Annotated in this window: 12 protein-coding genes; 7 read left to right on the plus strand and 5 right to left on the minus strand. The window is 56.8% G+C overall.

The genetic code is table 11. The features are described 5' to 3' along the window. Positions 1-68: 68 nt before the first annotated feature. Both PGR23_RS12870 and tpiA read left to right on the plus strand, forming a co-directional pair. Positions 69-668, plus strand: a complete 600-nt coding sequence (locus PGR23_RS12870; RefSeq protein ID WP_015369137.1) for a DUF1454 family protein — start codon at positions 69-71, stop codon at positions 666-668. Between the two features lie 108 nt (positions 669-776). Then, the gene (gene tpiA / locus PGR23_RS12875; RefSeq protein WP_002922909.1) at positions 777-1,544 is read left to right on the plus strand and encodes a triose-phosphate isomerase; all 768 of its coding nucleotides are present in this window, start codon (positions 777-779) and stop codon (positions 1,542-1,544) included. A gap of 97 nt (positions 1,545-1,641) precedes the next feature. Here the strand turns inward: tpiA and PGR23_RS12880 are convergent, their stop codons facing one another. From PGR23_RS12880 to zapB, 4 genes are all read right to left on the minus strand, one after another. Then, a complete protein-coding gene (locus PGR23_RS12880) occupies positions 1,642-2,946 on the minus strand; it encodes an SLC13 family permease (protein ID WP_047078197.1) in 1,305 nt (434 codons plus the stop codon). Positions 2,947-3,010: 64 nt separating this feature from the next. Continuing rightward, a complete protein-coding gene (locus tag PGR23_RS12885; protein WP_045390571.1) occupies positions 3,011-3,775 on the minus strand; it encodes a CDP-diacylglycerol diphosphatase in 765 nt (254 codons plus the stop codon). A gap of 496 nt (positions 3,776-4,271) precedes the next feature. Beyond that, positions 4,272-5,261, minus strand: a complete 990-nt coding sequence (locus PGR23_RS12890) for a sulfate ABC transporter substrate-binding protein (protein WP_015369134.1) — start codon at positions 5,259-5,261, stop codon at positions 4,272-4,274. Positions 5,262-5,412: 151 nt separating this feature from the next. Continuing rightward, positions 5,413-5,658, minus strand: a complete 246-nt coding sequence (zapB, locus tag PGR23_RS12895) for a septal ring assembly protein ZapB (RefSeq protein WP_020077673.1) — start codon at positions 5,656-5,658, stop codon at positions 5,413-5,415. Positions 5,659-6,096: 438 nt separating this feature from the next. On the opposite strand from zapB, the gene PGR23_RS12900 reads away from it, so the two are divergent. Together PGR23_RS12900 and glpK are read left to right on the plus strand one after the other, a co-directional pair. Beyond that, complete coding sequence (locus PGR23_RS12900; protein WP_015369132.1) at positions 6,097-6,945, plus strand: MIP/aquaporin family protein; 849 nt, start codon at positions 6,097-6,099, stop codon at positions 6,943-6,945. 21 nt (positions 6,946-6,966) lie between these two features. Then, positions 6,967-8,478 carry a glycerol kinase GlpK gene (gene glpK, locus PGR23_RS12905; RefSeq protein ID WP_047047635.1) on the plus strand — a complete coding sequence of 504 codons (1,512 nt, stop codon included), beginning with the start codon at positions 6,967-6,969 and terminating at the stop codon, positions 8,476-8,478. Between the two features lie 114 nt (positions 8,479-8,592). Here the strand turns inward: glpK and gltS are convergent, their stop codons facing one another. Beyond that, positions 8,593-9,795: a sodium/glutamate symporter gene (gene gltS / locus PGR23_RS12910; RefSeq protein ID WP_015703819.1), complete on the minus strand. Its 1,203-nt coding sequence runs from the start codon at positions 9,793-9,795 to the stop codon at positions 8,593-8,595. 287 nt (positions 9,796-10,082) lie between these two features. Between gltS and PGR23_RS12915 the strand changes: the two genes are divergently transcribed. The 3 genes from PGR23_RS12915 to PGR23_RS12925 all read left to right on the plus strand — a co-directional run bounded on the left by PGR23_RS12915 (position 10,083) and on the right by PGR23_RS12925 (position 15,109). After that, positions 10,083-11,474, plus strand: coding sequence for a nucleobase:cation symporter-2 family protein (locus PGR23_RS12915; RefSeq protein ID WP_015369129.1), 1,392 nt, complete (start codon positions 10,083-10,085; stop codon positions 11,472-11,474). A 161-nt stretch (positions 11,475-11,635) separates the two neighbouring features. Beyond that, positions 11,636-13,333, plus strand: coding sequence for an AsmA family protein (locus tag PGR23_RS12920; protein WP_396279305.1), 1,698 nt, complete (start codon positions 11,636-11,638; stop codon positions 13,331-13,333). Between the two features lie 216 nt (positions 13,334-13,549). Then, the gene (locus tag PGR23_RS12925) at positions 13,550-15,109 is read left to right on the plus strand and encodes a PTS transporter subunit EIIC (RefSeq protein WP_015369127.1); all 1,560 of its coding nucleotides are present in this window, start codon (positions 13,550-13,552) and stop codon (positions 15,107-15,109) included. Position 15,110 lies beyond the last annotated feature (1 nt).

Here is a 15,110-nt window from a genome sequence, read left to right on the forward strand (position 1 = left end):
CGTCACTTTTTGACAAGCGTGACGGTTCCCGTTTTAATCGTCGGCAGGCAAAAAAAGGAAAGATGGGCATGAAGAAGTGGGCAATCTTAAGTTTGATTGGGCTGACAGCGTTATCTGTCGGCCCGATGGCGTTGTCCGCAGAAACGGAATCCGCCGCCACCGCCCCCTATCTTTTACCCAGCGCGCCGATTTTTGATGTCAGCATCAGCGAGTTCCGCGAGAAATTTAATGCCGATAATCCGAAACTGCCGCTTAACGAGTTTCGTTCTATCGCCTCCAGCCGCGATAAAGCCAACCTGACCCGCGCCGCCACCAAGATTAACGAGAATCTGTATGCCTCTACCGCGCTGGAGCGCGGCACGCTGAAGATTAAATCAATGCAGATAACCTGGCTGCCGATTCAGGGGCCGGAGCAAAAAGCGGCGAAAGCGAAAGCGCAGGAATATATGAGCGCCATTCTTCGCGCCTTTGTGCCGACCCTAAGCCCACTGCAGAGCCAGCAAAAGCTGCAAAAACTGCTGACCGCCGGCAAAGGCAAACGCTACTACACCGAAACCGAAGGCGCGGTGCGCTATGTAGTGGCAGATCACGGGGAAAAAGGGCTAACTTTCGCCATTGAACCGATTAAGCTGGCGCTATCTGAAACGCTGGAAGACAACAATAAATGACAAAAAGCAAAGCCTTTCCAGTGACGAGTCTCTATACTGTTTCACAGACCATGCTGCCCTCTGGGGCGGCTATATTCCTTAATTCGCTTAGTAGCGTGGAGAATTAAAATGCGACATCCTTTAGTGATGGGTAACTGGAAACTGAACGGCAGCCGCCACATGGTAAACGAACTGGTTGCTAACCTGCGTACTGAACTGGCCGGCGTAAGCGGCTGTGCAGTGGCAATCGCGCCGCCGGAAATGTATCTCGACCTGGCTAAGCGTGCGGCAGAAGGCAGCCACATTCACCTGGGCGCGCAGAACGTTGACGTGAACCTGTCCGGCGCATTCACCGGTGAAACCTCCGCCGAAATGCTGAAAGATATCGGCGCGCAGTACATCATCATCGGCCACTCCGAACGCCGTACCTACCACAAAGAATCTGACGAACTGATCGCGAAGAAATTCGCTGTACTGAAAGAGCAGGGTCTGACGCCGGTTCTGTGCATCGGTGAAACCGAAGCGGAAAACGAAGCGGGCAAAACTGAAGAAGTTTGCGCGCGTCAGATCGACGCGGTTCTGAAAACTCAGGGCGCAGCCGCTTTTGAAGGCGTGGTTATCGCGTACGAACCAGTATGGGCTATCGGTACCGGTAAATCCGCTACCCCAGCGCAGGCTCAGGCGGTACACAAATTCATCCGTGACCACATTGCTAAAGCTGACGCTAAAATCGCTGAGCAGGTCATCATCCAGTACGGCGGTTCCGTTAACGCCGGCAACGCCGCAGAGCTGTTCACCCAGCCGGACATCGACGGCGCGCTGGTTGGCGGCGCATCCCTGAAAGCAGACGCTTTCGCGGTGATCGTTAAAGCTGCAGAAGCGGCGAAAAAAGCGTAATTCGCTTTCCCGGTGGTGAAACGCCGCCGGGGTTGCTGAAAAATTCGCCAAATGAAAACCCGGCTTAGCGCAGCGCGAGCCGGGTTTTATATTATCGCTACAATTTCCCCAATAGCTGATACCACGCGTAATCCAGCGGCAGCAAAATCACATAGCTCACAGCCGCCAGCGCCAGACATAGCAACATCCCCGCTCTCGCCGGGACTTTACCTAATCCCATCGCCACCACGATCGGCGAAGCCTGGTACGGCAGCAGCGGCGTGGAATAACCTAGCACCTGAATCATAATCACGCTCAGCAGCGGAAAGCCGGTCGCGTCGGCAAAGCTCTGCGCAAAAGTCGTATACAGCGCCGGGACGCCGTTGGCGGTCATAATAAAATTCAGCGCGCTGGTAATTCCGGTCAGCGCCAGGAAGCTGGTGAACGGATTATCTTTATCCAGCGGCATCACCTGCAGCAGCGCGTTACCCACCGCGCCGCCAATCCCGGTTTGGGTCACGGTAATCGCCAGTCCCAAAATGCCGGCAACATAAATGCAGGTGCGCATATTCACCCCGCTGGCGAACTCCTCGCCGCTGATAAATCCCACTCGCGGCAGCAGCGTGACCACCGCCGCCGCCAGGCCGGTCCACGCCGGGCCGACGCCGTGCCAGCTCTCTGTCACCCATAACGTCAACACCACCGCCAGCAGCCACGCCAGACGCTTTTCGTCGCGGCTCATAGGCGCCAGCGGCGCCAGCTCGCGCGGCGAATGCGGTTTGCCGGGAAACAGCCAGCAGATCAGCGCCACCAGCACCGCCCCTTTCAGCCAGCCAAGTACCGGCGTATGCAGCAGTAAATAGGGAACGTAATTCAGATGGATCCCGTAAGAGCCTTCCGCCGCGCCGCTCATCACCAGATTCGGCACGTTAGCGGGCAAAATGGTCGCAGATAGCTGGAAGGTGCCAAAGCCCACCGCCAGCGCCAGGCCGTACCAGCCGCGCGTGCCGTCGGCTATCCCCGCGCGCCGGGCCATCGCCGCCACGATCGGCATTAACAGCGCGATGCGCCCCATATTTGATGGCATCACGAACGCCAACGCATAACTCAGTAATACCACGCTGCCGACCATCCGCGGCCAGGAGTCGGTGAGCCGCGCCGATAGCGCCTGCGCCGCTCTATCCGCCAGTCCGGTTTTTCGAATGGCGATCCCCAACACAAAGCCGCTGAACACCAGCCAGAACGCCGAGGAAGCAAAACCGCCGAAGATCACCTCCGGCGGAGCGATTTTGGTCATCATCGCCGCCGCGAAGAACAGCAGCGCGGTGATAAATTCCGGTAACAGCGAAGTCGCCCAGAGCACAATGGTGATGCCGACGATCAGCGAAGGGAGGAACAGCGGGTGGGTTAGCCAGAGCGACATGCCTGTCTCCTGTCGTTTTTTTCAGCAAGAATACGACGACAGAAAAGACAGGTAAACGCCAGAACTAGTGGTTTGCGTTAAGAATTGCGCAGCTATGATCCTGAATTTCTTCCGCCGAAGCACGGTTGAGAGTCAGCAGGTTACGCTCTGTCGCCAACAGCACCAGCGAGCCGTCGCTTTGCCGCGCCATCGCTAACGCATAACGCCCCATATGTTCGCGCGCTTCCGGTACCTCTTCCGCCAGCATCAGGAACGGGCTGCGCTGAGCCAGCTCGGTTTCCGTTACCCGACGCGCCAGATATTCATGGCCCTGCAGACCGCCCGGCAAGGGTAGCCAGCGGCTGCTAATCGTCGCCGCATCATTATCTAACTGCGCGCGGACATCGGGACGCAGGCAGGAGATATGAATATGGAAGTGGTTTTGCGTGCGCCCGCTGCGCGAGTTAATCGCCAGCGATACCGCGTTATCATCAATTGGCGCGCCGCGGCGCTGGCTCATAATTTCGCGCCCCTGCCAGGCCTGCCAGAAGAAATTCGGCGTTAGCGGATCCAACAACAGCGGACTTTCGGTACCGTTAATACGGTAGGTCGGCATTAGCAGATATTGCAGCGGGCCGTTGCGATCTTTAAACAACACGTAGCCGCCTTTCAGATTCACTTCCGCGCACGGCGACGGGTTCTGATGTTGCTGCTGATTGGGTACGCACTGCTGCAGGACAATATGACGTAACGCGTTCGGGTTGCCGGAATGCAGCCAATAGTAGCCGCCGGCCAAAGCCGCCAGAATAACCACCAGCAGCGCCCACAAAAAGTATCTTACTCTTCTCATTATCGTTCCCTGTTAAGCCTGAACCGGAAGAGTAACGTAATTTGATGACTAAATGAAAACAGATGGTCGGCGAGGAGTTATCCCGGGTAACGGCTGTCGCCTTACCCGGGCTACCGGACGGCGCAGAACTGTAGCCCTGCTTAACGTAGCGCAAGCAGGGACTCCCGGGTAGCGGCTGGCGCCTTACCCGGACTACCGGACGGCGCAGAACTGTAGCCCTGCTAAGCGTAGCGCCAGCAGGGACTCCCGGGTAGCGGCTGACGCCTTACCCGGACTACCGGACGGCGCAGAACTGTAGCCCTGCTAAGGGTAGCGCAAGCAGGGACTCCCGGGTAACGGCTGGCGCCTGACCGGGCTACCAGACGGCGCAGAATTGTAGCCCTGCTAAGCGTAGCGCAAGCAGGGACTCCCGGGTAGCGGCTGGCGCCTTATCCGGGCTACCGGACGGCGCAGAACTGTAGCCCTGCTAAGCGTAGCGCCAGCAGGGACAAGAGGATTAACGCTGGCTAATCTGGTCGAAGGTACCGCCGTTGGAGAAGTGCTCCTTCTGCGCTTTCGTCCAGCCGCCGAACTCCTGATCGATGGTAAACAGCTTCAGTTTCGGGAACTCGTTGGCATATTTCTTCGCCACATCAGGATCGCGCGGACGATAGAAATTCTTCGCCGCAATCTCCTGGCCTTCCGGCGAGTAGAGATACTTCAGGTACGCTTCCGCCACCTGGCGAGTGCCTTTCTTATCCACCACTTTATCGACGACGGAAACCGTCGGCTCGGCCAGAATGGACTCGCTCGGCGTCACGATTTCAAACTTGTCCTTGCCCAGCTCTTTCGTCGCCAGCAGCGCTTCGTTCTCCCAGGCAATCAGCACGTCGCCGATCCCGCGTTCCACGAAGGTGTTGGTGGAACCACGCGCGCCGGAATCCAGCACTTCCACGTTTTTATACAGCGCCTTCACGAACTCCTGCGCTTTAGCCTGATCGCCGTGATTCTGATGCAGGGCATAGCCCCAGGCCGCCAGATAGTTCCAGCGGGCGCCGCCGGAGCTTTTCGGGTTCGGGGTGATGACCGATACGCCTGGTTTAATCAGGTCGTTCCAGTCATGGATCTGTTTTGGGTTGCCCTTACGGACGAGGAACACGATGGTTGAGGTATACGGCGCGGAGTTATCCGGCAGGCGTTTCAGCCAGTTTTTATCGATACGACCGCGTTCGGCAATGGCGTCTACGTCGTAGGCCAGCGCCAGGGTGACGACATCCGCTTCAATCCCGTTGATAACCGACGTCGCCTGTTTGCCGGAGCCGCCGTGCGACTGACGGATCACCACGTTATCGCCGGTTTCCTGCTTCCAGTGCGCGCTAAACGCTTTATTGTACTGTTCGTACAGCTCGCGCGTCGGATCGTACGAGACGTTCAACAGCTGATAATCTTTTGCCAGCACGCTGGCGGATGCCAGCAACAGAGTTAACCCTACGCCCCACTTATTCATCGCACCGCTCTCTTTATGTGTGTTGTGATGAACTTAGCCTGCCAGAAAGCGAATCAATGATTAAAGAATAAAAAAAGATTGGCTATAACCTGGAGATATAAAGCGGGGGATAGAGAAAACCCCCTCCCGGGCGGGAAGGGGCGGGAAGCGATTAGACTTCTTCCATGCGGCCCAACAGCGCCTGCAGACGATCCTGCCAGCCCTGCTGTTGTTCTCTCAGCTGGCTATTTTCACGCTCCAGCTCTTCACGGCCGTGCTGCGCGCTCTGCACTTCCTGCGCCAGCGTGGTGTTCTTTTCTTTCAGCTCTTCGATTTCCATCTGCAACAGAGTGATGGTATCAATCGCCTGCTGAACTTTTGATTCTAATTTCTCAAACACTTCTAATGACATCGTCATACCTCTCCTGATCTTGCAAGGCGTTGATAGAAACTCGTGTTTCGTATACGCGGTCCCGCCTTAACGAATTAGCGCACAATAGCGGTGTTGTCGTCGATTGTATGAATCCCCGCCTCACCTGTCCAGCGACAACCCGCGCAGATTGCGGTTTGCAACACTTTTCAGTCTTTACCTGGTGCGTTCGCGGCAATTGCCCCGAACTTCTCTGGCGATTGTTAATCAATGAGATAACAAAATACGCAGAAAAAGGTGGGTAAATGTGCCGCAACACGCGTTTATGGCGCGAAAACGCTCATTTTCTTGACGAGGGACACAAATTTAAATTTCGATATTTCTCGTTTATGCTCGTTAACGATAAATTAACACTATGCCTACAAGGCACCGTGGTCGTCCGCGACCAACATACTTACAATAATCACTTCGCTTCAGGATCCGATTATGAGCCAGACATCAACATTAAAAGGCCAGTGCATCGCAGAGTTTCTCGGTACCGGGTTGTTGATCTTTTTCGGCGTTGGGTGCGTAGCTGCGCTCAAAGTCGCAGGAGCCAGCTTCGGTCAGTGGGAAATCAGCATCATCTGGGGTCTGGGGGTGGCTATGGCTATCTACCTGACCGCGGGCGTATCCGGTGCACACCTTAATCCGGCGGTCACCATCGCCTTATGGTTATTCGCCTGCTTTGATGGGCGCAAAGTTGTTCCTTTTATTATTTCGCAATTCGCCGGCGCCTTTTGCGCTGCGGCATTAGTTTACGGGCTTTATTACAATCTTTTCTTCGATTTCGAACACACCCACAACATGGTACGCGGCAGCGTGGAAAGCCTTGAGCTCGCCGGTATCTTCTCGACCTACCCTAACCCGCATATCAATTTTGTGCAGGCCTTCGCGGTAGAAATGGTGATTACCGCTATTCTGATGGGCGTGATTTTAGCACTGACCGACGACGGCAACGGCGTGCCGCGCGGCCCGCTGGCGCCGCTGCTGATTGGCCTGCTGATTGCTGTTATCGGCGCCTCCATGGGCCCGCTGACCGGCTTCGCGATGAACCCGGCGCGTGATATCGGACCGAAAGCCTTCGCCTGGCTGGCAGGCTGGGGCAACGTCGCCTTCACCGGCGGCAAAGATATTCCTTATTTCCTGGTGCCGCTGTGCGCACCGGTGGTCGGCGCGGCGCTGGGCGCATTCAGCTACCGCAAATTCATTGGCCGCCATCTGCCTTGCGACACCTGCGTCGAGGAAGAAAAAGAATCCGCTTCTTCCGCGTCGCAACAAAAAGCTTCGCTGTAATCTGACTACGGGACACCAATTATGACCGAGAAAAAATATATCGTTGCGCTCGACCAGGGCACTACCAGCTCCCGCGCCGTCGTGATGGATCACGACGCCAATATCGTCAGCGTATCACAGCGTGAATTCGAACAAATTTATCCGAAGCCAGGCTGGGTTGAGCACGACCCGATGGAGATTTGGGCCTCGCAGAGCTCTACGCTGGTCGAAGTGTTGGCGAAAGCCGACATCAACTCCGACGAAATTGCCGCCATCGGCATCACCAACCAGCGTGAAACCGCCATCGTATGGGAGCGTGAGACCGGCAAGCCTATTTACAACGCTATCGTCTGGCAGTGTCGCCGTACCGCGGATATCTGCGAACAGCTCAAGCGCGACGGCATGGAAGAGTACATCCGTAAAGCCACCGGCCTGGTGGTGGACCCGTACTTCTCCGGCACCAAAGTGAAGTGGATCCTTGACCACGTCGAAGGCGCCCGCGAGCGCGCCCAGCGCGGCGAGCTGCTGTTCGGTACCGTTGATACCTGGCTTATCTGGAAAATGACCCAGGGGCGCGTGCACGTCACCGACTACACCAACGCCTCGCGTACCATGTTGTTCAACATCCATGAACTGGACTGGGACGACAAAATGCTCGACGCGCTGGATATCCCGCGCGCCATGCTGCCGGAAGTACGTAAGTCTTCCGAAGTGTACGGCCAGACCAACATCGGCGGCAAAGGCGGCACCCGTATTCCTATCTCCGGCATCGCCGGCGACCAGCAGGCGGCGCTGTTTGGCCAGCTGTGCGTGAAAGAAGGGATGGCGAAAAATACCTACGGTACCGGCTGCTTCATGTTGATGAACACCGGTGAAAAGGCGGTGACCTCAACCCACGGCCTGCTGACCACCATCGCCTGCGGCCCGACCGGCGAAGTGAACTACGCGCTGGAAGGCGCGGTGTTTATGGCCGGGGCGTCGATTCAGTGGCTGCGTGATGAAATGAAACTCATCAACGATGCTTTCGATTCTGAATACTTCGCCACTAAGGTGAAGGACACCAACGGCGTGTATGTGGTGCCGGCCTTTACCGGTCTTGGCGCGCCGTACTGGGATCCGTATGCCCGCGGCGCGATTTTCGGCCTGACCCGCGGGGTGAACGCCAACCATATTATCCGCGCCACGCTGGAATCGATCGCCTATCAGACGCGTGACGTTCTGGAAGCGATGCAGGCCGACTCCGGTATTCGTCTGCACGCCCTGCGCGTGGACGGCGGCGCTGTCGCCAACAACTTCCTGATGCAGTTCCAGTCCGACATTCTCGGCACCCGCGTGGAACGCCCGGAAGTGCGTGAAGTCACGGCGCTGGGCGCCGCCTATCTGGCAGGTCTGGCGGTCGGCTTCTGGCAAAACCTCGACGAGCTGCAGGAGAAAGCGGTGATTGAACGTGAATTCCGCCCGGGTATTGAAACCACCGAGCGCAACTATCGTTACAGCGGCTGGAAGAAAGCGGTGAAACGCGCGTTAGCGTGGGAAGAGCACGACGAAGCGTAAGATTGCGGAGGTATTCCCGGCTTACGGCGTAAACGCCTTAGCCGGGCTACAAAATCCCAAACAGCACGATCTTGTAGCCCGGACAGGTGCGCAGCACCGCCTCCGGGTTTTTTATCAGCCAAATATCGGCAGCAACAGATACAGCTTAATCACCAGCGCGTTGACGATGTCGATAAAGAACGCCCCCACCATCGGTACCACCAGGAAAGCCATATGCGACGGGCCAAAACGGTCGGTAATCGCCTGCATATTGGCAATCGCCGTCGGCGTCGCGCCAAGCCCGAACCCGCAATGACCGGCTGCCAGCACGGCGGCATCATAGTTCTTGCCCATCATCCGGTAAGTCACAAACACCGCATACAGCGCCATCGCCACCGCCTGCACCGCCAGAATAATAATCATCGGCAGCGCCAGCGACGCCAGTTCCCACAGCTTGAGGCTCATCAGCGCCATCGCGAGGAACAGCGACAGGCTGACGTTGCCCAGTACCGATACCGCGCGGTCAAACACGCGATACAGCCCAGCCAGCGCCAGGCCGTTGCTGAGGATCACGCCGATAAACAGCACGCAGACGAAGGTCGGCAATTCAAACACGGTGCCTGCCAGCAGTTGCGCAACCACCTTCCCTACCGTCAGGCAGATAGCGATTAACGCAATACTTTCAATCAGCACCAGCGAGGTGATCATGCGGCCCATGTCCGGCTTCTCAAACGCCGTCGGCGCCAGCTGGTCGTCCGGCGTACCGTCCGGCGAGGAAGAGTGCTTCACCAGATAACGCGCCACCGGCCCGCCGATCAGGCCGCCGAGCACCAGGCCGAAGGTTGCGCAAGCCATGGCGACCTCGGTGGCGTTGGCAAATCCGTAACGCTCAACGAACAATTTACTCCACGCCGCCCCGGTGCCGTGGCCGCCGGAAAGCGTAATAGAACCGGCCAGCAGACCCATCAGCGGATCCAGCCCCAGCAGCTTCGCCATGCCGATACCGAGCGCGTTCTGCAGCAGCAGCAGGCCTACCACCACAATCAGGAAAGTGCCAAGCACTTTGCCGCCCGCCCGCAGGCTGGCAAGGTTAGCGTTAAGGCCGATAGTGGCGAAGAATGCCAGCATCAGCGGGTCCTTCAGGCTCATATCGAAATCAATTTCGATATCCATGCTTTTTTTCAAAACCAGCAGCGCCAGCGCCACCAGCAGGCCGCCGGCGACGGGTTCAGGAATGGTATATTTTTTGAGGAATGGGACGTTCTGAACGAGCTTTCGCCCTAAAAGCAACACCATGGTTGCGGCAACGAGCGTCGATAAGGTATCGAGATGCAACATAAAAAAGAGCTCCTTATGGGCGCATGATTCATTCACACGCGACGGTATTCCCGGTGTCGATTACTTCTCATCTTGAGGAGTCGGAGAGCGATTTTAAGCAGAAGTGCGCAAAAAATGACAGAAAAAGATATTTTGTATTAGCGTTGATGCGATCAAGCATACAAAATGTTAATTAATTTGTTACATCTATTCAGTGAGGATATTTTTCGCGCCAAATCGTGGCAAACGTTTGCTTTTGGTCTACAGTCCGATAAAATTCCCGCTTTGCCACCTTGGGATTGTTTGTGATGTCCGTTACGACCGCAGAGTCAGAAAATGCGCAACCGGTTGCGCATAAACCAGCCAGCGAATTAATCTATCGCCTCGAAGACCGTCCGCCGCTTCCGCAAACGCTGTTTGCCGCATTCCAGCACCTGCTGGCGATGTTTGTCGCGGTCATCACCCCGGCGCTGCTTATCTGTCAGGCGCTCGGCCTTCCGGCCGAAGATACGCAACACATCATCAGCATGTCGCTGTTCGCCTCCGGCGTGGCATCCATTATCCAGATTAAAGCCTGGGGACCAGTAGGCTCCGGCCTGCTCTCCATCCAGGGCACCAGCTTCAACTTCGTCGCCCCGCTGATTATGGGCGGCACCGCGCTGAAAACCGGCGGCGCCGACGTGCCGACGATGATGGCCGCGCTGTTCGGCACCCTGATGCTGGCGAGCTGCACCGAAATGGTCCTCTCGCGGGTTCTGCATCTGGCGCGCCGCATTATTACGCCGCTGGTCTCCGGCGTGGTGGTGATGATTATCGGCCTGTCGCTGATTCAGGTTGGCCTGACTTCTATCGGCGGCGGCTATGCGGCGATGGCCGACCACACCTTCGGCGCGCCGAAAAACCTGCTGCTGGCGGGCATCGTGCTGGCGCTGATCATTATCCTCAACCGCCAGCGCAACCCGTACCTGCGCATCGCCTCGCTGGTCATCGCGATGGCTGCCGGTTATCTGGCGGCGTGGTTCCTCGATATGCTGCCGGCTAACACCGCGCCTACCAACAGCAGCCTGATCACTATCCCTACGCCGCTCTATTACGGCCTGGGCATCGACTGGAGCCTGCTGCTGCCGCTGATGCTGGTCTTTATGATCACCTCGCTGGAAACGATCGGCGATATCACCGCCACCTCCGACGTTTCTGAACAACCGGTCTCCGGCCCGCTGTATATGAAACGCCTGAAAGGCGGCGTACTGGCGAACGGCCTGAACTCATTTGTTTCCGCCGTTTTCAATACCTTCCCGAACTCCTGCTTCGGCCAGAACAACGGCGTGATCCAGCTGACCGGCGTCGCCAGCCGCTATGTGGGCTTTGTGGTGGCGCTGATGCTGATTGTGCTCGGCCTGTTCCCGGCGGTAAGCGGCTTTGTACAGCATATTCCTGAGCCGGTACTTGGCGGCGCGACGCTGGTGATGTTCGGTACCATTGCCGCATCCGGCGTGCGCATCGTCTCCCGCGAGCCGCTGAATCGCCGCGCCATTCTGATTATCGCCCTCTCTCTGGCAGTGGGTCTCGGCGTATCGCAGCAGCCGCTGATCCTGCAGTTCGCGCCGGACTGGCTGAAAAACCTGCTCTCCTCCGGTATTGCCGCTGGCGGTATCACGGCGATTGTTCTGAATTTAATCTTCCCACCTGAGAAGAACTAACGCATTGAAGTTGCGCTCCCCGGTATCGCCACAGCGACCAGGGAGCGCGGCGGCTGTAACATCTCTTCACCTCACTTCATCTCATTTCACTATTCCTGCCTTGAGGATTGCGCATAAATCGTGCATAACACGGTGATGTGTACTTATCAGGATGGAAGATCATGAAATTTCTTGGAAAGCTGATTCTCTGGCTGCTGATCGCCCTGCTGGTCGTTATCGTCGCCGCTTACTTTGCGCTGCAAACCCGCTGGGGGGCGCGCCAGGCGAGCAGTTGGTTAAGCGAAAGCACCGGCTGGAAAATCGCCTTCGATAAGATGGCGCATGACTTCTCTTCCCCACTGCATCTGCAGTTGCAAAATGTCACCTTTGGCCGCGACGGCAAGCCGCCGACGCTGGTCGCCAGAACGGTGGATATCGGTTTTAGCACCCGCCAGTTCAGCGACCCGCTGCACGCCGATGAAATCGTCCTCAGCGACGGCACGCTGAATCTCTCTCCGGCTTCCGCCTCGATGCCGTTTGCCGCCGACCGCCTGCAGCTACGCGATATGGCCTTTAACAGCCCGGACAGCGAGTGGAACCTGAGCGCGCAGCGGGTGACCGGCGGCGTGATGCCGTGGCAGCCGGAAGCGGGCGACGTGCTGGGCAGAAAAGCGCAAATTCAGATGAGCGCGGGCTCGATGAATATTAACGGCGTCGAAGCCAGCAACGTCCTGATCCAGGGGGCAATTGATAACGGCGAGGTGACCCTTAGCACCCTTGGCGCCGATATCGCGCGCGGCACGCTGACCGGCAACGCCAAACGCCGCGCCGACGGTAGCTGGCTGGTTGATAACCTGCGCCTGAATGAAATTCGGCTACAGAGCACCAAACCGCTGAATGAGTTCCTTGCGCCGCTCACCTCGGTGCCGTCGCTGCAGATTGGCCGGCTGGATGTGACCGATGCTCGTTTGCAGGGGCCAGGCTGGGCGGTGACCGACCTCGACCTCAACTTGCGCAATCTGACTTTGAGCCATAACGGCTGGCAGAGCGACGACGGGACGCTATCGATGAACGCCAGCGAGTTTATCTACGGTTCGTTGAATTTCCTCGATCCCATCGTCAATGCCGAATTCTCGCCGCAGGGCATTGCGCTGCGCCAGTTCAGCTCCCGCTGGGAGGGCGGCATGGTGCGTACCTCCGGCAACTGGCTGCGCGCCGGTAATGCGCTGGTGCTCGACGATGCCGTCTTCGCCGGGCTGGAATATACGCTGCCGTCCAACTGGAAACAGCTGTGGATGGAGCCGATGCCGGGCTGGCTGCAAAGCCTGACGTTGAAGAAATTCAGCGCCAGCCGAAATCTGATTATCGATATCGACCCGGCCTTCCCGTGGCAGATCACCGCGCTGGACGGTTACGGCGGTGAACTACAGCTGGTGAAAGATGGCCAGTGGGGCGTGTGGAACGGTAGCGCCAACCTCAATGCCGCCGCCGCGACCTTCAACCGCATCGACGTACGCCGCCCGTCGCTGAAGCTGAGCGCGAACGCTTCGACGGTCAACATTAGCGAGCTGAGCGCTTTTACCGAGCGCGGCATTCTGCAGGCGACCGCCGCGGTGTCACAATTGCCGCAACGCCAGGTTAATCTGAGCTTGAACGGCCGCGGCGTGCCGCTGAATATTCTGCAGGCCTGGGGCTGGCCTGCGCTGCCGATTAGCGGCGACGGCAACTTCCAGCTAACCGCGAACGGTAGCGTGCAGGCCAATGCGCCGCTGAAACCGAGCGTCAACGGCCAGCTCAGCGCCGCCAATATGGATAAGCAGCAGGCGGCGCAGGTGATGCGCAACGGCGAGGTTAGCAACGCGCCCGCCGCGCCGCAGTAAAGTCATCCTCACCCTGCCCTCTCCCCGCAAAACTCAGCTCTGACCGCTCCCTCTCCCTTTCAGGGAGAGGGTTCTGAAACCTGTGCGCAATGAGCGGCTATTTGTACCTATTTCCCGCAACAGGTTCCTTTCAAATATCAGAATTGCTATAACCAAAATACTGGAAGTTGATAAAAATAATGATCCCCTGTACCTACAAAAATAAAAGGAACAACCATGTCTGTAATACGTCAACGTATTCTGGAGAATATGCAAAAATTCTCCAGGGCCATGATCGGCGCAGTATTGTTCTTGCCGGTCATTGGATTAATTCTGGCTCTCAGTTCCGTCTTAACTAACCCAACTCTTATTGCTGAAACCAGTTTCCTTCATCAATTAGGGCAACTGCTTGGCGATACCTTCTGGCCATTATTCGGTAACCTCGGATTATTGTTTTGCGTGGGAATAAGTTACGGCCTGGCAAAAGATAAAAAAACGGAAGTCGCGCTTGTCTCGGTGATGTGTTTTATCATGTTTCTCGGCGCCAACCATTCATGGCTGGAACATACGCATGCGGTGGCGGAAAAAATTAACGGCGAATATTACGGCACCGGGCAAACGCAGCTATTAGGCTTTGTGGTCGTCGATATGGGGGTATTCCTCGGAATCATCCTTGGCTGCACCATTGCCTGGGTACATAATAAAGTCTCCAATATTGAGCTGCCCGGCGCGCTATCGATGTATGGCGGGGCGAAGCTGACGCTGGTCGCGATGACGCCAGTCATTATCTGCTACGCCATTGCTTTTACCTGGATTTGGCCGTTTATGACCCACGGTATTAGCGCGCTGACCGGGTTTATGAAGAACGCCGGCGTCGCGGGAGTGTTTGTCTACGGCTTCTTTGAAAAATTCCTTATTCCCACCGGCTTGCACCATTTCGTGTGGTCGCCTTTCCAGCTCACGCAAATCGGCGGCACGCTGAATGTCGATGGCCAGGTGGTCTCCGGCACCCAGGCGATTTTCCTCGCCTATATGCGCCATCCAGACCTGACCCCGGTGATGAACGACGCGTTGCGTTTCTCGCAACAGGGGATGACCACCATCTTTGGCCTGGCGGGCGCATCGCTGGCGTTTTATCACACCGCGAAGCCGGAGAAGAAAGCGATGGCGAAGGCGATTCTGCTGCCGGCGATTATCACCTCGATGCTAACCGGCATCACCGAACCCATTGAGTTCACCTTCTTATTTGTCTCGCCGCTGCTGTGGGTGATCCATGCGACCTTAACCGCCGCTTCACAGGCAATTTGCGACATCTTCACCGTGCGACCGTGGGGCGCCTCCGGCCTGATTGAATTTCTGATCTACAACCTGCCGCTGCCGGTGTCGTTAACCCGCTGGCCTGGGTACGTGCTGATCGGTATTGGCCAATTTATCGTTTATTACGCGATATTCCGCACGCTGGTCGTGAAGTTAAATCTGAAAACGCCGGGCCGCGAGGATGACGATAACGTCAAGTTATACAGTAAGGCGGACTACCGTAAAAAAGTCAGCGGCCCGCAGTCGATGACGGATGAAATTATTAATGGTTTAGGCGGTAAAGCCAATATTATCTCCGTTGATAACTGTTTCACGCGCCTGCGGGTGGTTGTCCATAATATGGCATTAGTTGATGATGAAATATTAAAAAGCACCGGCGCAAATGGCGTAGTACGCAATCGTAATGAAGTTCAGGTTATTTATGGCGTCAAAGTCGGGCAAGTCCGTTCCCGGGTTGATAGCTGGCTAGCAGAAAATTAAT

Origin of the sequence: Klebsiella sp. 141162 (genome assembly GCF_050600755.1) — a bacterium.
In the GTDB taxonomy this organism is placed as follows: Bacteria; Pseudomonadota; Gammaproteobacteria; order Enterobacterales; family Enterobacteriaceae; genus Klebsiella; species Klebsiella aerogenes.

Bases quoted from the DNA above. Each gene is read 5' to 3' on its own strand.
- glpK (WP_047047635.1), top strand. From the start codon at position 6,967: ATGACCGAGAAAAAATATATCGTTGCGCTCGACCAGGGCACTACCAGC.
- PGR23_RS12925 (WP_015369127.1), top strand. From the start codon at position 13,550: ATGTCTGTAATACGTCAACGTATTCTGGAGAATATGCAAAAATTCTCC.
- PGR23_RS12890 (WP_015369134.1), bottom strand. From the start codon at position 5,261: ATGAATAAGTGGGGCGTAGGGTTAACTCTGTTGCTGGCATCCGCCAGC.
- PGR23_RS12880 (WP_047078197.1), bottom strand. From the start codon at position 2,946: ATGTCGCTCTGGCTAACCCACCCGCTGTTCCTCCCTTCGCTGATCGTC.
- PGR23_RS12900 (WP_015369132.1), top strand. From the start codon at position 6,097: ATGAGCCAGACATCAACATTAAAAGGCCAGTGCATCGCAGAGTTTCTC.
- PGR23_RS12920 (WP_396279305.1), top strand. From the start codon at position 11,636: ATGAAATTTCTTGGAAAGCTGATTCTCTGGCTGCTGATCGCCCTGCTG.
- PGR23_RS12915 (WP_015369129.1), top strand. From the start codon at position 10,083: ATGTCCGTTACGACCGCAGAGTCAGAAAATGCGCAACCGGTTGCGCAT.
- zapB (WP_020077673.1), bottom strand. From the start codon at position 5,658: ATGACGATGTCATTAGAAGTGTTTGAGAAATTAGAATCAAAAGTTCAG.
- PGR23_RS12885 (WP_045390571.1), bottom strand. From the start codon at position 3,775: ATGAGAAGAGTAAGATACTTTTTGTGGGCGCTGCTGGTGGTTATTCTG.
- PGR23_RS12870 (WP_015369137.1), top strand. From the start codon at position 69: ATGAAGAAGTGGGCAATCTTAAGTTTGATTGGGCTGACAGCGTTATCT.
- gltS (WP_015703819.1), bottom strand. From the start codon at position 9,795: ATGTTGCATCTCGATACCTTATCGACGCTCGTTGCCGCAACCATGGTG.
- tpiA (WP_002922909.1), top strand. From the start codon at position 777: ATGCGACATCCTTTAGTGATGGGTAACTGGAAACTGAACGGCAGCCGC.